Source organism: Streptomyces sp. DH10, assembly GCF_029813805.1.
Taxonomy (GTDB): Bacteria; Actinomycetota; Actinomycetes; order Streptomycetales; family Streptomycetaceae; genus Streptomyces; species Streptomyces coeruleofuscus.
In genome coordinates this window covers 66,118-84,997 of the sequence record NZ_JARVKU010000007.1, presented here as the reverse complement: position 1 = coordinate 84,997, position 18,880 = coordinate 66,118, and the positions used below count along the sequence as shown (strand labels likewise).

The 18,880-nt window shown below is 72.9% G+C and carries 18 protein-coding genes; 6 read left to right on the top strand and 12 right to left on the bottom strand.

Features of this window, described 5'->3' with window-relative positions; all coding sequences use genetic code 11:
• Positions 1 to 71 precede the first annotated feature (71 nt).
• The 4 genes from QC385_RS16840 to QC385_RS16825 form a co-directional block, all read right to left on the bottom strand.
• Positions 72 to 755 (bottom strand): response regulator, encoded by a 684-nt coding sequence (locus QC385_RS16840; RefSeq protein ID WP_150480418.1) that lies wholly within the window; start codon positions 753 to 755, stop codon positions 72 to 74.
• Positions 752 to 1,969, bottom strand: a complete 1,218-nt coding sequence (locus QC385_RS16835) for a sensor histidine kinase (protein ID WP_279542149.1) — start codon at positions 1,967 to 1,969, stop codon at positions 752 to 754. The genes QC385_RS16840 and QC385_RS16835 overlap by 4 nt, the downstream gene beginning before the upstream one ends.
• Positions 1,970 to 2,178: 209 nt before the next feature.
• Entirely contained in the window at positions 2,179 to 2,457 is a 279-nt protein-coding gene (gene pspAA / locus QC385_RS16830; RefSeq protein WP_279542148.1) for a PspA-associated protein PspAA, read from the bottom strand.
• A gap of 23 nt (positions 2,458 to 2,480) precedes the next feature.
• Positions 2,481 to 3,266 carry a PspA/IM30 family protein gene (locus QC385_RS16825; RefSeq protein ID WP_078945169.1) on the bottom strand — a complete coding sequence of 262 codons (786 nt, stop codon included), beginning with the start codon at positions 3,264 to 3,266 and terminating at the stop codon, positions 2,481 to 2,483.
• A gap of 336 nt (positions 3,267 to 3,602) precedes the next feature.
• On the opposite strand from QC385_RS16825, the gene QC385_RS16820 reads away from it, so the two are divergent.
• Both QC385_RS16820 and QC385_RS16815 read left to right on the top strand, forming a co-directional pair.
• Positions 3,603 to 4,202, top strand: coding sequence for a DUF3043 domain-containing protein (locus QC385_RS16820; RefSeq protein WP_279542147.1), 600 nt, complete (start codon positions 3,603 to 3,605; stop codon positions 4,200 to 4,202).
• 83 nt (positions 4,203 to 4,285) lie between these two features.
• Complete coding sequence (locus QC385_RS16815) at positions 4,286 to 4,987, top strand: class I SAM-dependent methyltransferase (RefSeq protein WP_279542146.1); 702 nt, start codon at positions 4,286 to 4,288, stop codon at positions 4,985 to 4,987.
• A gap of 52 nt (positions 4,988 to 5,039) precedes the next feature.
• On the opposite strand, the gene QC385_RS16810 is transcribed toward QC385_RS16815, so the two are convergent.
• Complete coding sequence (locus tag QC385_RS16810) at positions 5,040 to 5,252, bottom strand: hypothetical protein (protein WP_279542145.1); 213 nt, start codon at positions 5,250 to 5,252, stop codon at positions 5,040 to 5,042.
• Positions 5,253 to 5,499: 247 nt separating this feature from the next.
• Here QC385_RS16810 and QC385_RS16805 point away from each other — a divergent pair, with 247 nt between their 5' ends.
• Complete coding sequence (locus tag QC385_RS16805) at positions 5,500 to 6,699, top strand: bifunctional adenosylcobinamide kinase/adenosylcobinamide-phosphate guanylyltransferase (protein WP_279542144.1); 1,200 nt, start codon at positions 5,500 to 5,502, stop codon at positions 6,697 to 6,699.
• Between the two features lie 22 nt (positions 6,700 to 6,721).
• Here the strand turns inward: QC385_RS16805 and QC385_RS16800 are convergent, their stop codons facing one another.
• On the bottom strand, positions 6,722 to 7,768 hold the full coding sequence (locus QC385_RS16800) for a class I SAM-dependent methyltransferase (RefSeq protein WP_279542143.1): 1,047 nt from the start codon (positions 7,766 to 7,768) through the stop codon (positions 6,722 to 6,724).
• Between the two features lie 171 nt (positions 7,769 to 7,939).
• Here QC385_RS16800 and cobT point away from each other — a divergent pair, with 171 nt between their 5' ends.
• On the top strand, positions 7,940 to 9,076 hold the full coding sequence (gene cobT / locus QC385_RS16795) for a nicotinate-nucleotide--dimethylbenzimidazole phosphoribosyltransferase (RefSeq protein WP_279542142.1): 1,137 nt from the start codon (positions 7,940 to 7,942) through the stop codon (positions 9,074 to 9,076).
• A 744-nt stretch (positions 9,077 to 9,820) separates the two neighbouring features.
• Here the strand turns inward: cobT and QC385_RS16785 are convergent.
• Positions 9,821 to 10,585 (bottom strand): hypothetical protein, encoded by a 765-nt coding sequence (locus QC385_RS16785; protein WP_279542141.1) that lies wholly within the window; start codon positions 10,583 to 10,585, stop codon positions 9,821 to 9,823.
• 60 nt (positions 10,586 to 10,645) lie between these two features.
• Between QC385_RS16785 and QC385_RS16780 the strand changes: the two genes are divergently transcribed.
• Together QC385_RS16780 and QC385_RS16775 are read left to right on the top strand one after the other, a co-directional pair.
• Positions 10,646 to 11,428, top strand: coding sequence for an adenosylcobinamide-GDP ribazoletransferase (locus QC385_RS16780; RefSeq protein ID WP_279542140.1), 783 nt, complete (start codon positions 10,646 to 10,648; stop codon positions 11,426 to 11,428).
• An 83-nt stretch (positions 11,429 to 11,511) separates the two neighbouring features.
• On the top strand, positions 11,512 to 12,117 hold the full coding sequence (locus tag QC385_RS16775) for an RDD family protein (protein WP_279542139.1): 606 nt from the start codon (positions 11,512 to 11,514) through the stop codon (positions 12,115 to 12,117).
• Here QC385_RS16775 and QC385_RS16770 read toward each other — a convergent pair.
• From QC385_RS16770 to QC385_RS16750, 5 genes are all read right to left on the bottom strand, one after another.
• Complete coding sequence (locus QC385_RS16770; protein WP_279542138.1) at positions 12,077 to 12,853, bottom strand: endo alpha-1,4 polygalactosaminidase; 777 nt, start codon at positions 12,851 to 12,853, stop codon at positions 12,077 to 12,079. The two genes, QC385_RS16775 and QC385_RS16770, sit on opposite strands and share 41 nt — an antisense overlap.
• On the bottom strand, positions 12,850 to 13,509 hold the full coding sequence (locus QC385_RS16765) for a spherulation-specific family 4 protein (protein ID WP_279542137.1): 660 nt from the start codon (positions 13,507 to 13,509) through the stop codon (positions 12,850 to 12,852). Before QC385_RS16765 ends, QC385_RS16770 begins: the two co-directional genes overlap by 4 nt.
• On the bottom strand, positions 13,506 to 15,020 hold the full coding sequence (locus QC385_RS16760; protein ID WP_279542136.1) for a hypothetical protein: 1,515 nt from the start codon (positions 15,018 to 15,020) through the stop codon (positions 13,506 to 13,508). The genes QC385_RS16765 and QC385_RS16760 overlap by 4 nt, the downstream gene beginning before the upstream one ends.
• Entirely contained in the window at positions 15,017 to 16,540 is a 1,524-nt protein-coding gene (gene pelF / locus QC385_RS16755; protein ID WP_279542135.1) for a GT4 family glycosyltransferase PelF, read from the bottom strand. Before pelF ends, QC385_RS16760 begins: the two co-directional genes overlap by 4 nt.
• A 128-nt stretch (positions 16,541 to 16,668) precedes the next feature.
• Positions 16,669 to 18,702, bottom strand: coding sequence for a hypothetical protein (locus QC385_RS16750; RefSeq protein ID WP_279542134.1), 2,034 nt, complete (start codon positions 18,700 to 18,702; stop codon positions 16,669 to 16,671).
• Positions 18,703 to 18,880 lie beyond the last annotated feature (178 nt).

Here is an 18,880-nt window from a genome sequence, read left to right as displayed (position 1 = left end):
CCCGATCCGTAGGCCCCAGGTCCCGTTCCTTACGCGGCGCATACTCCCGGCGCAGTACGCCCGGGCCGGGCTCACTCCACCCTTGGACGGACCAGACCGGACTCGTACGCGATGACCACGAGCTGGGCCCGGTCCCGGGCGCCCAGCTTGGCCATGGCCCGGTTGACGTGTGTCTTCACCGTCAGCGGGCTGACCTCCAGCCGCTCGGCGATCTCGTCGTTGGAGTGGCCGCCCGCGACCTGGACCAGCACCTCGCGCTCCCGCCCCGTGAGCGAGTCGAGCCGCTCGCCCCGGGCCGGGTCGCGGTCGCCCGCGTCGGGGTCCTCCTGGGCGAGGAAACGGGCGATCAGGCCCGTGGTGGCCGCCGGTGACAGCAGTGCCTGACCGCCGGCCGCCGTCCGGATGGCGGTCAGCAGTTCCTCGGGCTCGGAGCCCTTGCCTAGGAAGCCGGAGGCGCCGGCGCGCAGCGACTGCACGACGTAGTCGTCGACCTCGAACGTCGTCAGGATGACGACGCGGACGTCGGCGAGCTCCGGGTCGGCGCTGATCATGCGGGTCGCGGCGAGACCGTCCGTGCCGGGCATCCGGATGTCCATGAGGACGACGTCGGCGCGCTGCTCCTTCGTCATCCGCACCGCCTCCGCGCCGTCGGAGGCCTCGCCCACCACCTCCATGTCGGGCTCGGAGTCGACGAGTACGCGAAAGGCGCTGCGCAGCAGCGCCTGGTCGTCGGCGAGCAGGACACGGATCGTCATGCGGGGTCCTCCCCGGGTGTGCGGTTCTTGACCGGCAGGATCGCATGGACACGGAAACCGCCGCCGTAGCGGGGACCGGTGGTGAGGGTGCCGCGCAGGGCGCTGACGCGTTCCCGCATGCCGAGCAGCCCGTGCCCGCCACCGCTGCCCGGGGTGCCGTTCTCGCCGCTGCCGTCGTCCAGGACGGTGATCTCGATGTGGGGTCCGACCCGTACGACGCTGACCTCGGCCTTGGCCTGCGGCCCGGCGTGCTTCTGCACGTTGGTGAGGGCCTCCTGGATGATCCGGTAGGCGGCCAGGTCGACGGCTGCGGGCAGGGTGGTGTCCTGGTCGGCGCGGGCGACCTCGATGTGCAGGCCGGCGTTGCGGAAGGTGCCGGTGAGTTCGTCGAGGCGGTCCAGGCCGGGGGCGGGTTCGGTGGGGGCCTCCGGGTCGCCGGACTGTCTGAGCAGTCCGACGGTGGCCCGGAGTTCGTTGAGGGCGGAGCGGCTGGCCTCCCGGACGTGGGCGAGGGCCTCCTTGGCCTGGTCGGGGCGCTTGTCCATGACGTGCGCGGCGACGCCGGCCTGGACGTTGACCAGGGCGATGTGGTGGGCCACGACGTCGTGCAGGTCGCGGGCGATCCGCAGGCGCTCCTCGGCGACCCGGCGGCGGGCCTCCTCCTCGCGGGTGCGTTCGGCGCGTTCGGCGCGTTCGCGGATGGCCTGGACGAAGGCGCGGCGGCTGCGGACCGCGTCGCCGGCGGTGGCGCCGATGCCGGTCCAGGCGAAGATCGCGAGGTTCTCCTGGGCGTACCAGGGCAGGCTGCCGGCGGCCATGGCGGAGCCGGTCAGCACGGTCATGGTGAGCAGGCCGACGCGCCAGGTGGTGGTGCGGTCGGTGGTGGAGGCGACGGTGTACAGGGCGATGACCGCGGACATGGCGACGGGGGCGCGGGGGTCGCCGGTGACGGATTCGATGACGGAGACCGTGCCGGTGAGGCAGAGGACCGTCATCGGGGCGCGGCGGCGGAAGACCAGGGCGGCGGCGCTGAGGGTGATGAGGACGAGGCTGAGGAGGTCGGGGGTGCGCAGGGCCCAGCTGACGCTGTCACGGTGGCGGGGCTCGACGAACGACCCGGCGACCATGCAGACCAGGACGCCTGCGGCCAGGACCGCGTCCATGGCCAGGGGATGTGCTTTGGCCTGGCATTTGACCCGCTGGAGGGTGCTCACGGGGGTTCACGGTAGCCGGGGTGGGTGTGCGGGGGTATGGGGGCCGGGGTCGGAAGGCCGGGTGTGAGGTGCTCGGCGTGGGGGCTGAGGACGGGGCGACTGCGCAACCCGGCGCTGCGGGGTGCCGCCGCGCCCACCCGTGCCGCCTGGGGGCACCTCCCAGGCCCTTAAGGCACTGGGGGAGGCACAACTGCCCGCGGTTACGCACTTCAGCCCGGAATCAGGCCGTCGTCGCTGAGCAGCTCCCGGACCTCCTCCAGGGTGGCGTCGGGGGATGGAAGGATCAGTTCCGATGGTTCCAGGGAGTCGTCGGGCAGGGGTTCGCCCAGGTCTCTGACCCTGGTCAGCAGGGCTTGGAGGGTGCGGCGGAAGCCGGGGCCGTCGCCGTTCTCCATCTCGGCCAGGAGTTCGTCGTCCAGCTTGCTCAGTTCGGTGAGGTGACCGTCGGCCAGCCTCACCTGGCCCTCCCCCATGATCCGAACGATCATGTCGCCCTCCTAGGCGTGGGCCCCTACTGCTTGTCGAAGCGCGGGGTGTCCTGCGGCTGCTGCTGGGACTGCTGCTGGTTCGTGCCACCTTCGAGGGCCTGCTGCCCTCCGCTCGAGCCTCCGGCCAGTTCGGCCTTCATGCGCTGCAGTTCCAGCTCTACATCCGTACCACCGGAGAGCCGGTCCAGCTCGGCCTGGAGGTCGTCCTTGTGCATGCCGGAGGGGTCCTCCAGGGCACCGGAGGCGAGCAGCTCGTCGATGGCTCCGGCGCGGGCCTGGAGCTGGGCCGTCTTGTCCTCGGCACGCTGGATCGCCAGGCCGACGTCGCCCATCTCCTCCGAGATGCCGGAGAAGGCCTCGCCGATCCGGGTCTGCGCCTGGGCCGCCGTGTACGTCGCCTTGATCGTCTCCTTCTTCGTACGGAAGGCGTCGACCTTGGCCTGGAGCCGCTGGGCCGCGAGGGTGAGCTTCTCCTCCTCGCCCTGGAGCGTCGCGTGCTGCGTCTCCAGGTCGGTCACCTGCTGCTGGAGGGCGGCACGGCGGGACAGCGCTTCGCGGGCCAGGTCCTCACGGCCCAGCGCGAGCGCCTTGCGGCCCTGGTCCTCCAGCTTGGTGGACTGGGACTGCAACTGGTTGAGCTGGAGTTCCAGGCGCTTGCGCGAGGTCGCCACGTCGGCGACACCTCGGCGGACCTTCTGGAGCAGCTCCAGCTGCTTCTGGTACGAGTAATCGAGGGTCTCGCGCGGGTCCTCGGCCCGGTCAAGGGCCTTGTTCGCCTTCGCGCGGAAGATCATCCCCATACGCTTCATGACACCGCTCATGGGCTTCGCGCGCCCCCTTCTGACCGACTCCGGCTCCAGCTCCTGCGACAGAACCCACAGTACGGGCCCTGCATCCATTACCGCACTGTTCGGGGACGGATGCGCTCATCCCCAAGGACGACTGAGCACGCTCCCGCTCCGGCGTAGGGAGTAGGTGGTCCCCGGGGTTACCGGGGCTACCCCGGGTTACCGGAGCCGTAGATCCCGGGAACGACCGGGTGCGTACACAACGTCCCCTCTGTCCCCTTACAGACGACTGGTGTTGCCGGATCGTTCCCACCGGGACTGGGGTCCATGCCCGGGAAGCCCTTACCCTTGGGTTTTGTGTTCCGTAGCCGTGCGAAGGATGAGAAGGCCCAGGCAGCCGACAAGGCGCCGGTGAACTTCTCCAAGCAGCCCCGCGACCCGCAGGCCCCGAAGGGCAGGCCCACGCCCAAGCGCAGTGAGGCCCAGTCCCAGCGGCGCAGCGTCGCCAACACGTCGATGACGCGGAAGGAGGCCGCCAAGCGGCAGCGCGAGGAGCGCCGCAGCGCGCTGGAGCGCCAGCGCCAGGCGCTGGCGAGCGGCGACGAGCGTTACCTTCCCGCGCGTGACAAGGGACCGGTCCGCCGGTTCGCGCGCGACTTCGTCGACTCGCGGTTCAACATCGCGGAGTTCTTCCTGCCGATGGCCGTGGTCATCCTCGTGCTGAGCATGGTGCGGGTGGCGGCGCTCCAGAACATCGCGCTGCTGCTGTGGCTCGTGGTGATCGTGCTGATCGTGCTGGACTCGTTCGTCAACGCGTTCCGCTTGAAGAAGCAGCTCAACGAGCGCTTCGCGGGCGAGAACAAGCGCGGCGCGGTCGCCTACGCCCTGATGCGCTCTCTCCAGATGCGCCGGCTCCGGCTGCCGAAGCCGCAGGTCAAGCGCGGAGAGCGGCCCTGACCGCGACGTCGTTCTCCGGGGGCGCGGCGGATGCCTGGCTGGACAAGCTGGGTGGGCTGCGCGATGTCGTCCGGCAGGAGCTGGTGGCCCGGCAGCTGGACGAGCAGATAGTCGGGCGTTTCCCGCTCGGCAAGCGGCTGCGGGTGCTCGACGTGGGCATGGGCCAGGGCACCCAGGCGCTGCGGCTGGCCCGGGCCGGGCACCAGCTGACCGGTCTGGAGCAGGACGCGAAGATGATCGCGGTGGCCCGGGAGTCCCTCGCCGGGGAACCGGAGGGCATCCGGGAGCGGATGCGGATCATCGAGGGCGACGGCCGGGACACCGGCGTGCACTTCCTGCCGGGCAGCTTCGACGTGGTGCTGTGCCACGGCGTCCTCATGTACGTGGAGGAGCCCGACCCGCTGCTGGCGGGCCTGGCCCGGATGCTCGCGCCCGGCGGGCTGCTGTCCCTGCTCGTGCGCAACGGAGACGCGCTCGCGATACGGCCGGGGCTGTCCGGCGACTGGGCGGGCGCACTGGCCGCCTTCGACACGACCGCTTACCGCAACCGCCTGGGGCTGGACGTACGGGCCGACCGGCTGAAGGACCTGACGGCGACGCTCGCCGGGATCGGGGCGCCGCTGCACGCCTGGTACGGGGTGCGCGTGTTCACGGACACGGCGGCGGACGGCGCCGAGGCCCCGGCCGGCGTGGAGACGCTGCTCGCGGTGGAGGAGAAGGCCGGGCGGACGGATCCGTACCGCGGGGTGGCGGCGCTGCTGCACCTGTGCGGCGTACGGGGCTGACCGCCGGCCGGCGGAGTGGGCGGGGGCCGTCGGCCGGCCCCCGCCCCGGGGCTCACGCGTCGGCCGCGTGCAGGCTCATCGGCCCGTAGATCTCCGTGGCGTCCTCGAACAGCCGCACCTGGTCGGCACCGCCTTCCAGCAGGGCCTTCCAGTGCTCCCCGATCCAGGACTCGGCGTCCCCCTGAGTGGTGAACTCCTCCGGCGGCACCGCGGGCTGGACCTCCGTCCCGTCGGTCTTCTCGAACCGCCACGTCCATGCCGCCATGTACGCCTCCCATGTGTGTGAGCACACTGCACAGCGAAAAGCCGGATCTTGGTCCGGCTCCTGACCAGAGCCTATGCGCTCCGCTGGGTGGGGCGGGGTATGTGGTCGGGTGTGCAGGTCAGTGGGTGCGTGCGGGTCGTGGTGGGCCGGGCGCGCCCGCGCGGCGGAGCCGCATATCGATACGGCCCGCGCCCCTCAGGTGCGTCTCCATCACGCGTGTTCCATGTGCACGGGTGAGAATCGGGGCGTGGAACTCACTCTCCTCGGCACCGGCGCACCCGCGGGACTTCCCCGCCCCGACTGTCCCTGCGCGGCCTGTGCGGCCGCTCTCGGCCCTGACGCGAGGGCGGCCACCGCGCTGCTCCTGGACGGGGCGCTGCTGCTCGACCTGACGCCGGGAGCCGCGTTCGCGGCCGCGCGGGCGGGCCGTTCCCTGACCGGCGTACGGCAGGTGCTGCTGTCGCATCCGCACGACGGGCCGGCGGTCGAGGTGCCGGCCGGGCTGCCGCAACCCGGACGGGTACCGGACGGACGGGAGTTGACGCTGCTGACCGGGCACCGGGTGCGGGCGGTGGCGCTGGACGCGCCGGGCACGGGGTACGCGGTGACCGGCCCGGACGGGCAGCGGCTGCTGTATCTGCCGCCGGGCGGGGCGCCGGCGGGGCTGGAGGAGCCGGCGGAGTCGTACGACATGGTGCTCGCGGACGTCGTGGGGCGGCCGGACGCGCTGGCGAAGCTGCGGGCGGTGGGGGCGGTGGGGGCGACGACCGATGTGGTCGCCGTCCACCTGGACCACGACGTGCCGCCCGGTCCGGAGCTCGGGCGGCGGCTCGCGGCGGCCGGGGCGCGGGCCGTGCCGGACGGGACGACGCTGGCGGTGGGGGTCTACGAGGACGTGCCGGACGTGCCGCGGCGGACGCTGGTGCTGGGCGGGGCGCGGTCGGGCAAGTCGGTGGAGGCCGAGCGGAGGCTGGAGGCCTTTCCGGACGTGCTGTACGTGGCGACGGGCGGATCGCGCAACGGTGACACCGAGTGGTCGGCGCGGGTCGCCGCGCACCGGGACCGGCGGCCGGGGTCGTGGCGGACGGTCGAGACGTGCGATCTGGTGCCGCTGCTGGAGGAGGAGGGGCCGCCGTTGCTCATCGACTGCCTGTCGTTGTGGCTGACGGATGCGATGGATGCCGCGGGGGCGTGGGACGACGCGGTGTGGGCGGAGCGGGGTGAGAAGGCGTTGCGGGAGCGGGTGCGGGAGTTGACGGAGGCAGTGCGTTCGACGCGGCGGACCGTCGTCGCCGTGTCGAACGAGGTGGGGTCGGGGATCGTGCCGTCTACCGCGTCGGGGCGGCGGTACCGGGATGAACTCGGGCGGTTGAACGCGGGGTTCGCGGACGAGTGTGAGCATGTGTTGCTGGTGGTGGCGGGGCAGGCAGTGGTGCTGCGGGGGTGACGGTGCGCGGCGTCTCCCGCGGCTAAGCCGGTTTGCGGGCGATCAAGCGGTACGTGTTCGCGAAGCGGGTGCGGCGGGCCAGTGGGGCGATGAGGTGGTCTGCCACCGCGGCCAGGGCCACCAAGGGGATACCCGCTCGGAGCAGGGCCTCGCGGAGGTGTTGACGGGCCAGGGGCGGGGGGATCGCTCGCCAGGGGGTGTCGGGGGCGGGAAGGGCGTGGGAGAGGGCCAGGGCCGTGGCGCCGGAGAGGTCGTGGGGGATGTGCACGGGGCGGTGGTCCAGGAGCGCGATCGTGCAGCCGGCCGCCTCCAGTTCCGCGCGGAGGTTGTGCGGGGGGAGCAGGTGCAGATGGCGGGGCTGGTCGTAGGCGAGCCACCATCGGCCCAGTAGCGCGGCGTACACGCTGCGGGGGTTCAGGGTCTCGATGAGCAGGTGGCCGCCGGGGCGCAGGACTTCGAGGGCGGCGTGGAGTTCCGCGCGGGGGTCGGGGAGGCCCTCCAGGTGGTGGAGCATGCTGACCACGTCGTAGCGGGCGCGCAGCGGAGCCGAGATCCGGGGGTCCGTCAGGCGGCCCACGTGGGCCTCCTCGACGCGGTCGGCCGAGCGGGCGCTGACCACGCGCGGGGTGCGGTCGAGGCCGTCGAAGGAGGTGTAGGGGAAGAACTCCCGGGCTGTCGCGGGGAAGCGGGCGTGGCCCGTCCCCACGTCCAGCCAGCTCTCCGGCTCCCCGAAGCGGAGCATCGCGCGGGCGGCCGAGCGGTGGCGGAGCCGGCTGCCGCGTAGCGCGAGGAGGGTGTCGGCGGCGGCGTCCCGGGGCGCTCCGCGCACCGTCCGGTGGTAGAGCGCGAGGCCCTCGAACGTGAGGCGGGGGTTCTGGAAGGTGTGGCCGCAGTCCCGGCACTCGTCGACGGTGAAGCTGCCCGGCTTGTACTGCCGCAGGTCACCGGTGCGCAGCCGGTTCCGCAGCCGGGCCGAGCCGCACCAGGGGCAGTCCTCTCGGCGCGGCTCGTGCACCCGTGTCGTCGCTTGGGGGGTGGGTGGTGCGGAGGGGGCGGGATGTGCGGTCATGGGCGGCTCCCGGGCGCGATGGCGTACGGCAGGGACGTCCGACGAACGACGTACGACAATCCGCTGCAAACCGGAACGTATGGGATGCCGATCCGGGGTGCAACGACGTCGCCGCCGCGGAGTCGTCATGTGGCGCCCTGCTGTTCGAGCGGTGCCGGTACTGTTCGGCGAATGAGCTCGCTTAATCTCGACGACTTCACCGATCTGATCGAGCGTCCGGACGGCGGGGTACGCCGTGACGCCGAGGCGCGCCGGGAGCGGCAGATCGTGCCGCCCGGGTCGCTGGGCCGCCTGGACGACTTGGGTGAGTGGCTGGCGGCGGCGCAGTCCGCCGTGCCGGTGCGGCCGATCGAACGGCCGCGGGTGGTGCTCTTCGCCGGTGACCACGGCGTCGCCGAGCTGGGCGTCTCGGCCCGGCCCGCGGGCGGCGCCGGGGAGTTGGTGCGGGAGGTGCTGGAGGGCGGCCGGCCCGTGTCGGTGCTGGCGCGGCGGCTGGGCGTGCCGGTGCGGATCGTCGACATGGCCCTGGACTGCGACCCGGAGGCCCTGCCCGCGGACGTCGTACGGCACCGGGTGCGGCGCGGCAGCGGACGCATCGACGTCGAGGACGCGCTTACCCTTCAGGAGGCCGAGGCGGCGTTCCTGGCCGGGGTCGCGGTGGCCGACGAGGAGGCCGACTCCGGTACGGATCTGGTGGTGCTCGGCGATGTGAGCGTCGGCGGGACCACGGCGGCGGGCGTGCTGGTCGCGGCGCTGTGCGGGGTCGACGCGTCGGTCGTCACCGGCCGGGGCGGGCTGGCGATCGACGACCTGGCGTGGATGCGCAAGTGCGCGGCGATCCGCGACGCGCTGCGCCGGGCCAGGCCGGTGCTCGGGGACCAGTTGCAGCTGCTGGCGACGGTGGGCGGGGCCGACCTCGCCGCGATGACGGGCTTCCTGCTCCAGAGCGCGGTGCGGAAGATGCCCGTGGTGCTCGACGGGGTCGTGACGGCCGCGTGCGCGCTGGTCGGGCAGCGGATCGCGTTCCGGGCGCCGGACTGGTGGCTGGCCGCGCACGACAGCGGCGAGCCCGGGCAGGCCAAGGCGCTGGACCGGATGGCTCTGGAGCCGCTGCTGACCCAGGGCGTGACCGTCGGCGAGGGCGCGGGCGGTCTGCTCGCGCTCCCCCTGGTGCAGGCCGCGGCCGCGCTGGCGGCGGAGCTGCCCGAGAAGCCGAAGGAGTCCGAGGCGGTGGAGAGTGCCGAGGCCCCTGAGGTCCCGGAGGCTTCTGAGGTCTCGGAGGCTTCTGAGGTTCCCTCCGAGCAGTAGCGTTCCGGGAGATCCAGCTCACGCACACCTGGCTCAACTTCGTCCCCTTCCGGTCGGTCTTCGCCCATGTACCGACACCGGACGAGGACGACCCGATGACCACGCTCGCCCGCTGGGCCCGCGCCGAATGGGGGCCGCTGTACGCGGCCGTGCGCGAACCGCTGCGGCAGCGGCGCCTGCGGGCCGTGCCGATGGCGGTCGGGGCCGTGTGCCTCACTGCCGCGCTGCACTTCGCGCACAGCCGGCCCTGGGGCTACGGGTTCGTGCAGGACATCGGGGCGGTACGGGCCGAGGACCCGCTGTGGCTCGCGCTGCTGCGGACGCCGCTGTCGCTGTTCGTGCCCGCGCTGGACCTGCCGGTGTGGGGCGCGCTGGCGCAGATCCTGCTGGTGTTCGGCATCGCGGAGCTCTGCCTGGGCCGGCGGCGGACGCTGCTCATGGCGTACCTCGCGACGCTCGCGGGCACGCTGTACGCCCGCCTGGGCGTCCGGCTGGGCCCGGACGTCCCGCTGGGCCTGCCCGCCGCGGACGCGCGGGTCGTGGACACCGGGCCGTCGGCGGCCGTGGTGGGGCTGGCCGTGTACCTCGGATGGCGCTACCGCGCGTACTTCACAGCGGGGGCGGTGATCGTGGCGATGGTGGCCGAGGTCGCCCTGAAGGAGAACCTGGCGGGCAAGGAGCATCTGGCGGCGATCGCGGCCGTGCTGGTCGTGTGCGCGGTCGGTGCGGTGCGCCGGCGGCGCGTCAGCGGTGTTCGAGGGACCGGGTCGGCTCGGGGTCGGGCGCGCCGCCGATCCAGTCCTGGAACGCGCGCCGGGGGCCCAGCCAGCGGCGGTCGTGGTGGTAGGCCCGCAGGCTGGACTTGGCGCGGGCGCGGGGGCGGCGCCGGTAGAAACGCTTGGCCCAGTAGGAGCCGGGGCGGGCCAGCCGTACGGCGCCGATCAGGGCGATGACGGGGATGATCACCCCGAAGACCGCGAGGCGGGTTTTGCCCTTGAACAGGGCGATGAGGGCGAACACGAAGTTCACGACGACGTTCACGATCACGGTGGCGCGGTTCTGCTCCTGGTCGTCCGAGAGGTCGTTGACGCCCAGGGGCGAGAAGCCGATCAGGAGCAGCCCGACGAGTGAGGCGGTGAGGACGACCATCTCGACGCTCTTGCGGCCGGCCTCGGTCCAGTAGACGTCGGCCAGGTGCAGGACCAGGGCGAACTCGTCGAGGACGAGGCCGGCGCCGATGCCGAAGATCACCGCGGCCAGCGCCGAGCCGAAGCCGTGCTGCCCTCCGGCCACCGCGCCGAAGCCGCCGACGATCGTCAGGATGACGCCGGGGACCACGTGGTGGATGTGGAGGCCGCCGCTGCCGCTGACGTTGCGGAAGGGGCCCTTGCCCGCCCGGATGAGGCGGGTGATGCCCCGGGTGATCAGGAACGTCAGCACGAAGGAGACGAGGGCGAGAAGCAGTGGCAGCTTGCCGGGTTCGATGATGTTCCGCTCCAGCCATCCCATATGTGAACTTTATCCTCGGCCGCCGCATCCGCTCTTCTGACCGGCCGGTAGCCTGCGCCGGTGCCCAGAACCTCGCCCCTCGACGGTCTCCGCTTCGCCTTCGGCACCCTCACGGTGTTCCCGGTCCGGGTGACCCGGTGGGACCGGGAGGCCGCACGCGGCGGCATGCTGTGCGCCCCGCTGGCCGGGCTCGCGGTCGGTGCGGCCGCCGCCGCCGTCGGGCTGGTGCTGCTGTTCCTCGGTGCCGGCGGACCGCTCGCCGCCGTGGCCACCGTCGCCGTCCCCGCCGCCCTGACCCGGGGACTGCACCTCGACGGGCTCGCCGACACCGCCGACGGGCTGGGCAGCGGGAAGCCCGCCGAGGACGCCCTGCGGATCATGAAGCAGTCGGACATCGGGCCGTTCGGGGTCATCACCCTCGTCCTCGCCCTGCTCGCCCAGGTCGCCGCGCTCGCCCAGGCCTACGACGCCTCCTGGGCCAGGGGCGCGTGCGCCGCCGTCGTCTCGGCGACGGTCGCCCGGCTGGCCCTGACCCTCGCGGCCCGGGCAGGGGTGCCGGCGGCGCGGCCGGAGGGGCTGGGGGCGGCGGTCGCGGGTGCGGTGCCGGTGCGCGGGGCGCTTCTCGCCGGCGTCGCCGTCATGGGCGTGGCCGCGGCGGTCGCCGCCGCCTTCGGGCCGTACGACATCGCCCGCACGGCGCTCGCGGTCCTGCTCTCCCTGGCCGCCGCCGAAGCGCTCCTGCGGCACTGCACGCGCCGCTTCGGCGGGATCACCGGGGACGTGTTCGGCGGCCTCGCCGAGACGACGGCGACCACGGCGCTGGTCGTTCTGTCACTGGGCTGAAACGATCTCCTCGTTCCCCTCCTGCCCGGACCGCCCAGCCGCTAGCTTCCTGCCCCGGACACACAAGTGATCGGGGGATGTTCATGCCGAAGCTGCGCCGTGCCGTGGCCTGGTCCGTCGACTTCGCGCTGGTGGTGGCGCTGGCCTCGGCGCTCGCCGTGCTCACCTTCCACCGGGTCTCCGCGCTCGTCACCGACGTGCCCGAGCTCGCCACCCGCAGCGGGCTCGAACTGCTGACCTCGCGCGGCGACGTGCTGGACGCCTCCCAAGACCTGGGGCTGAAGCTGTGGGACAAGTCGGTGCTGTACGTCGAGCAGGCCTTCGGGCTGCTGGTCCTGACAGTGTTCCTCTACCAATGGGCGTGTCTGGCCCTGGCCGGGCGGACGGTCGGCAAGGGCCTGGCCGGGCTGAGGGTCACGCCGCGGCTGCCGCGCAGGGCGGCGCTGCGGGCCGCCGTCACCACCACGGCGGACGTCGCCGTCTACGCGGTGGCCTGTGTGCTGCTGGTCGAGGGGCAGGTCGTGCTGTCGGTGCTGGTGTGGGCCGTCGCGGTCGTGCTGTTCCTGCTGAACGCGCTGCCGGTCCTCTCCCCCGCCCGCCGGTCCCTCGCCGACCGGGTGGCGGGCACGGAGGTCACCGGGCTCGGGCTCAGCACTCCTGTCGCCACGCCCCTAGTTCGTGCTTCTTGAGCAGTGAACTCAAGCGCAGGCGGCGGGATTCGGCGCAGAAGCGGCCGGTGGGCACCTCGTACTCGACGTGGAAGACGGCCTTGCCGGCCTCGACGAACGGTTTCAGGGCCCCGCACTCGCCGTACTGGGCGCACTGTTCGTTGACCGCGAAGTCGAAGTCCCCCACCAGTTCCGGGATCTGGTCCAGGTCGTTCTTCAGGCCGACGGCCAGGCCCCGGTCGTGGGCCAGGCGGGCGATGAGGCGGTTGTAGCGGAGCTGGTCGGCGGCGGTCAGCGGGAAGCCCGTGTCGTTGCGGTAGCCGTCCATGTTGTCGGGCTCCACCGCGTCGAAGCCCTTGTCGCGGCACATGTCCATGCGGGCCGCCATGAGCGGCTCCAGGACGTCCGTACGGCGGATGTCGAGCCAGCGTTCGCCCTCCCAGCCGTTGCCCCGGCCGAGGACCGGCTTCGGGAACTTCTCCGCGTCCGGGCGGAAGTCCTCCCAGGCCCCGGTGGACAGATAGCAGATGACCTTTCGGTCCTCGCGGTGCAGCCGGGCGACGGTGGCCTCGGAGTGGTCGAAGCCGTCGATGTCGTAGACCGGCACGTCGACGGAGGTGTCCAGACGCCCGCTGAGCTGCCACTGCCAGGCCGTGCCGGGGCGGGGCTGCCAGCGGGGGCCGGGCTTGTCGTCGGGGCCCTGGGCGCAGCCCGCGAGCAGCAGGACGAGCAGGGCGGCGAGCAGGGGGCGTCTCACGGGGCGTTCTCCGGATTGTGCAGGGTGTACGGCAGAGTGCCCCAAGGATGATCTCCGGTGCCGGGCACCGCGCAGTGCACCGCCGCGCCCCGCTCCCGCGCCAGGCCCTCGGGGTCGGCGCCGGGCGGCACGCCGTACACCAGGTGGCACAGCCGCACCCCGCCGCCGCCCGGCCAGGGCTGGTCAGGCAGGGCCTGGTAGGAGGCCCAGCTGCCCTCGAAGGTGACGAGGACGTCGGCGATGCGGGCGTAGCAGGGGTGCGGTGCCGTGCCGTGGTTGAGGACGAGGGTGCCGCAGCCGACGCCCCAGGCGGCCACCGCCAGCCTCTGGTAGTGCTCGAACTGCTCGGGCCCGGCCGGGACCTGGTCGAGGAGGGCGCCGTCGGTGCCGTACCAGTCGCGGTGCCGGGTGAGGTCGCGGACGACGTCCGTGGCGGCGCGGCGGCCGTAGTCGGTGTCGGCGTACCCCAGCACCCGGACGCCCGCCTCCTTGAGCCGGCCGCCGACCTCGGCGAAGGCCGCGTCGGGGCGGTCGCCGGGGCCGCTGGCCGGGTTGAGGACGACCCCGTAGAGGCGGGGCGCGGCGGCCAGGATCGCCTCCCATTCGGCGGGGCGGGCGGACGGGTGCTCGTAGTACGGGACCAGGAGAGTGCTCATCGGTGGGCGGTTGCCCTCCCCAGCAGCGCGCACACCAGGACGGCCTGGACGACGGCCGCCGCGCCGTACACGGCCAGGCCCGCCGTGGGCGGGTCGCCGGTGCGGGTGGCGATGAGCAGGGTCTGGACGAGTGCCGCTGCGCAGCACACCGCCGTCGCGCCGGTCACCGCGCCGAACGACTGGAGCAGCAGACCGGTCCACAGGACCACGCCCAGCAGGAGCAGCCCGGCCAGCCGGACGCCGCCCGGGACCGGGGAGTGCGGCCACAGGAGGGAGGCGGTGAGGCTCAGCGCGAGCAGCGCGGCGAGATAGGCGGCCAGGCACTGGGCGACGGTCAGGAGGGTGGTGCGCCGGAAGTCCCGGGCGGTGCTACTGGAGCGCAGTCCGGCGAGGCTGTCGCTGCGGAAGCGGTACAGCAGCCACTCGGCGGGGCCCATGCTGAGGGTGAGCGCCACGGCGGCGGGCGCGGCGACCGCTCCGTCCGTCTCTCCGGCGAGGACGTCGCCGAGCGCCGCGTACAGCACGAGGACGCCGGTGCCGAGCCCGAACAGGGCGTACGGCAGGGAGGCCGCCGGCCGAGGTCCGGCGGGGCGCCGGTGCGCGGGGACGGTGCCGAACCCGCCGAAGGGCAGCAGGGCGACGAGGCCTGCGGTCCAGCCGCCCTCGCCCGGTTCCCTGAGGGCGGGTGCCACTTCGCGGACGGCGAGGACCGCGACCGCCGCCAGGGAACCCAGCAGCAGGGCCAGGCTCGCGGCCTCGGGCAGCGGGTCGACCAGGGACAGGACCGCGCCCATCGCCATCGGCGCGAGCGCGGCCAGCAGGAACCGTTCGCGGCCCATCACCAGCAGCACGGTCGCCGCCGCCAGATAGCAGGACTGCCCGGCGGCGAAGGCGACCACGGCCGGGGCGGCGCCGCCCGCGAACGCCAGGGCGACCAGCGAGCCGAGCAGCGCGCCGGCCGGGGCGCCGAGCAGCAGGGCCCGCCGGGCCGCCGTCCGGTCGCCCAGGCCCAGCCAGGCGTACGCCCGGTGGGCAAGGCCCTGGTTCCATGTCCAGCCGCACAGGGCGCCGGCCAGGAGCGGGACCGTGCCCGCAGGGAGGCCGAAGTCGCCGGGGCCCGTGAACAGGGGCGCGCCGAGGACGTAGGCGAGGCCGGGCAGGGCGAAGACGAGACCGCGCAGCAGGCAGCCGAGCAGGCCGATCCGCCAGGGGTCGTGGAGGGGGCCGTCGGGCTCGGGGTAGCGGCGCTCGACGCGTTCGTAGAGGGTCTCGGCGAGCGCGAAGGAGTTCTTCACGCCGTACCGCTGGCGTATCTGGTCGTCGGAGAGGCCGTCGGACTCCAGGAGTGCGGCTATCTCGTCCGGGTGCACGGCCGCGGCTATGAAGTCCTCCAGGCGGTCGGCGAGTTCGTCGGCCGGGTCGGGCCGGGCCCAGCTGGGGGTGCGTTGCCGGGGGATGGCGGGGAGGGTGTCCGGGCGGGAGCCCGGGGGCAGCCAGACGCTTCCGCTCACCAGCCCGCGCCGTCCGTCGCGACGGCTGCGTACCAGGGGTGGCGCAGTTCCAGCGTCCAGTCGGCGACGGTCTCCAGCGTCGGCTCGTACACCTCGTCCTCGCCCGCGAGTTCCTTGTAGATCGTGCGGAAGGCGTCCACCGAGCGGCGCAGCGTGAACCGGTCGATGACGCGCTGTCGCGACAACTCCCCCAGCTCGATGCGCCGTTGATCGTCCTTGAGCAGCGTCAGCGCGGCGGCGGCCATCTTCTCCGGCTCGCGCGGCGGCACGACCAGACCCGTGTCGCCGACGGCCTCGCGCACTCCTCCGACGTCCGTCGACACCGTCGTACGGCCGCACGACATGGCCTCGATGATGGAGAACGGGAAGCCCTCGGAGATCGACGACAGCATGACGAGGTGCCCGGCCGCGTAGGCGCGCCAGACCTCGGTGATGCGGCCCTCGAAGGTGAGGCCGTCGGTGACGCCCAGTTCGGCGGCGAGCTTCTCCAGACGGGTGCGGTAGGCCTCGCCGCCGGGCGGGACCGGGCCGAAGAGCCGCAGCCGGGTCGCCGGGATCTCGGCGCGCACCATCGCGTAGGCGCGGATCAGGGTCTCCAGGTCCTTGATGGGGTCGATGCGGCCGCACCAGGACAGGGTGGGGACCCCGGGCTCGGGGCCGGCGTGCGGGAAGGCGGCCGGGTCGACGCCGTTGTAGACGGTGCGGATCTTGTCGGCGTCGGCGCCGCCGCGCTCCTCCCAGCGGCGGTTGTACTGGTTGCACGGCGTGATCAGGTCGGCGGCCCGGTAGCCGTAGGAGTTCAGCTCCCGGTAGAAGCCCAGCATGAACGCCTTCACGGGCCAGCGCTGGGCGTCTCGGCGGTAGCCGAGGTAGCGCTCGCGCAGGTAGATGCCGTGCTCGGTGAGCAGGAACGGCACGCCGTCCAGGTGGCGGGCGGCGAGCGCGGGCAGGGTCGCGAGGCCGCTGCTGACGGCGTGTGCGACGGACTCCTCGGGGATGCGGACGCCGAGTGGGCGCAGGGCGTGTTCCAGCAGGTCGGTCGCGGTGAGCGCGTCGTGCAGGGCGGGGCGGGCGGCGGCCGTCGGCAGATGCGGCATCGTCCATATCCACATCAGCGACCGCAGCGCCGACTCGGTGCGCAGGGCCGCCGACAGGCGTCCGTCCCGGGCGAGTCCGGCCAGCTCGTTCAGGGACTCGCCGAAGTCGGCGTGCGAGCCGGGGTCGAGGAAGGAGAGCAGGAAACGCTCGTAGGTCTCGGTGAAGCGGCGGCGGGCCCTGCCGTACGGGGGCCTTCTGCGGCCGGGGCGCGGGCCCCAGGTGGGGACCGGGGTGTGCGCGTAGACGTTGGGCGGCAGTTCCCAGGTGACGGGTTCGCGGCCGCTGCCGGTGAGCGAGACGAGGTGGAAGTCGACCTCGGGCATGCCCTTGACGAGCTGGTCGCACCAGGTGCTGACGCCGCCGTGGACGTGCGGGTAGGTGCCTTCCGTGAGCATGGTGACATGACGGCCTGTTCGCCTCATGCGTGTTTCCCCCTGTGTTGCGGATGGTGTGCGGGGAACTGCTTGCCCGGGATGCCGAGTGCGGGCCTCGTTCGGGCTGGTCGCGCCCCCGCGGCGGAGCCGCATATCAAATACGGCCCCGCGCCCCTTTACGGCAGCTTCAGTGTCAGAGCCGACTGGAGTGCCGCCGGGGTCGTCCAGGCCGAGCGGGATCCCGCGTACGGCGTGCCGAACGCGCTGGTACCCAGCAGCAGTTGCTTCTGTGTGCCGTCCGGCGCGGTCACCGGGATCTGGGTCCCGGACGGTGCCGTCACCGTGACCGTGTTGCCGATCCGGTACGCCGTCACGCGGCCGTTGGCCAGGGCCGTCTGCCAGGCGGCGCGGCGCTGCACCTCGGTGCCGACGGCGCTGTGCCGGGGGTTCTCCAGCGGGGTGTTGTCGGCGAACAGGGCCCGGTAGTCGTCCAGCACCTTCTCCATGACCGGGTAGAGCAGCCGGTCCTCGGCCAGGTTGGACTGGTGCGCGTAGTGCGGCCGGGGGTCGCCGGCGAGGACGTGTCCGAGGGCGGTGCGCGCCTCCTGCGGCACGATGTGCTCGGCGTAGCCGGTGGCGGGGTCGAGCGGCTCGTCGAGGCAGGTCGAGGTGGGGTTGTCCTCGCAGACGCCGCTGCCGCCGTCGGCCCGCGAGGTGTAGACCCAGTTGTACTCGTCGGCCATCTCGGCCGCCGTGCCCACGTTGTAGTACACGTTCATCGGGTGGCGCGGGACGGTCAGTGCCTTGCCGACGGTCCGCTGCTCGGGCTCGCGGGAGTTGTCCGAGGCGACCCACTTGACGCCGGTGTCGGCGAGCGCGCCGGCCAGGTTCGGGTTGTCGGCGGGCTGCTGGGGCAGCGTCTTCAGGCCCGAGTGCTCACCGGTGACCAGTTCCGTGCGGTCGACGGGAAGGCCCTTGTTCACGGCCCAGTTGTGGTTGTCGCGGATCTGCGCGGCGATCTCGGCGCGGCTCATGTACGTGGTCGAGCCGTCGGCGTTCTTCGCGCAGCTCCACGGCACGGTGGAGGTGTCCTGTACGCAGCCGAGGAAGGGGTGCGTATAGGTGTGGTTGACCCAGCGGTACTGCGCCTTGTCGGCGAGCAGCCGGTCGGTCAGCGCGTCGGTGCCGCCGTGCTGGGCCTTCCACTCCTCGCCGGAGCCGGCGTTGTAGACCATGTCCATGGTGAAGTCGTGCTCGCGCTGCCACTGGGCGGCGTGGGCGGCGTCGTCCGCGGTCATGCGGATCGGCGTGGTGCCCTCGCCGTCGCCGCCCGCGCAGTCGAAGTCGCCCGGGGTGCAGTCGCGCTCGGTGTCCCAGCGGCTGTCCGGGGCGAACACGTCGTCGATGTGCACGGCGAAGGAGTTACGGGTCCGGCCCAGGTGCACGCCCTGGGTGAGCCACTCGACGATGCCCCGGGCCAGCAGCCGGAACTGCTGCTGGTTGCCGTTGTAGGCGAAGGTGACGACGAGTTCGCGGCGGCCGTCGTGGGCGTACTCGCCGACGAGGCTGCCGCGGCCGGTGCCGCCCGGCACGGGGATGTCGACGTAGCTGGTGAAGCCGGCGCGGGGCCGGGCCACGTAGCCGTAACTCTCCTGAACGGACGCCGAGTTGTCCTCGAACCGGAACGCCCCGTCGAGATAGCCGAACCAGCCCGCCTTCCCGGCCGCCGTGACGGATGCCTCGCGCCCGTCGAGAGCGCCCGCCCAGCCCCCCTCGCTGGTGTAGTCGAGGCCGACCTCCGGGTGCGCCCAGGTGTACGCGTCGACCTGCGGGACGCCGTACGTCCGCTCGTAGGTCTCCAGGGCCGTCTGCTCGGCGGAGCCCGCGCCGAACGGGGATTCGTTCGGCAGGACGACGCCCTGGTACTTGGCGCGGGGACGGCCGCCGACCGTGTCGCTCAGGAACGACTCGGTGATCTTCGGGCGGTCCGCGTCGTTCAGGTCGACGGTCGTGTACGGGACGCCCGTGCTCTTCAGCTGGGCGGTGACGGCCCGGACGGAGCTGTCGCCGTTGTTCACCACCAGCACCTTCAGATCGATGCGTGGTGCCTCCGCGGCCGCCGCCCCCGGTGCCACCGCCCCGGCCGTGATCATGCCCGCCGCCGTCACCGCTGCGGCCGTGTTTCTCCACCTGCGCGCACGCTGCGCCATGGTTCCTCCCCCTGAAGATCCCAGAGATCCCCTTGCGGTCGAACAGAGGAGGATCCGTGGAAATCATGCAAAGCGGCGAGCAGGACGCTCACCGGATCCCGACGAGTGTGACTCAGTTCACCGACATAGAGGATCAAGAAATGGCCACTACGCCACCGTCAGGTGAACGCCCGCAGGA

Bases quoted from the DNA above. Each gene is read 5' to 3' on its own strand.
- QC385_RS16840 (WP_150480418.1), bottom strand. From the start codon at position 755: ATGACGATCCGTGTCCTGCTCGCCGACGACCAGGCGCTGCTGCGCAGC.
- pspAA (WP_279542148.1), bottom strand. From the start codon at position 2,457: ATGATCGTTCGGATCATGGGGGAGGGCCAGGTGAGGCTGGCCGACGGT.
- QC385_RS16825 (WP_078945169.1), bottom strand. From the start codon at position 3,266: ATGAAGCGTATGGGGATGATCTTCCGCGCGAAGGCGAACAAGGCCCTT.
- QC385_RS16810 (WP_279542145.1), bottom strand. From the start codon at position 5,252: ATGGCGGCATGGACGTGGCGGTTCGAGAAGACCGACGGGACGGAGGTC.
- QC385_RS16800 (WP_279542143.1), bottom strand. From the start codon at position 7,768: ATGACCGCACATCCCGCCCCCTCCGCACCACCCACCCCCCAAGCGACG.
- cobT (WP_279542142.1), top strand. From the start codon at position 7,940: ATGAGCTCGCTTAATCTCGACGACTTCACCGATCTGATCGAGCGTCCG.
- QC385_RS16785 (WP_279542141.1), bottom strand. From the start codon at position 10,585: ATGGGATGGCTGGAGCGGAACATCATCGAACCCGGCAAGCTGCCACTG.
- QC385_RS16775 (WP_279542139.1), top strand. From the start codon at position 11,512: ATGCCGAAGCTGCGCCGTGCCGTGGCCTGGTCCGTCGACTTCGCGCTG.
- QC385_RS16765 (WP_279542137.1), bottom strand. From the start codon at position 13,509: ATGAGCACTCTCCTGGTCCCGTACTACGAGCACCCGTCCGCCCGCCCC.
- pelF (WP_279542135.1), bottom strand. From the start codon at position 16,540: ATGAGGCGAACAGGCCGTCATGTCACCATGCTCACGGAAGGCACCTAC.
- QC385_RS16750 (WP_279542134.1), bottom strand. From the start codon at position 18,702: ATGGCGCAGCGTGCGCGCAGGTGGAGAAACACGGCCGCAGCGGTGACG.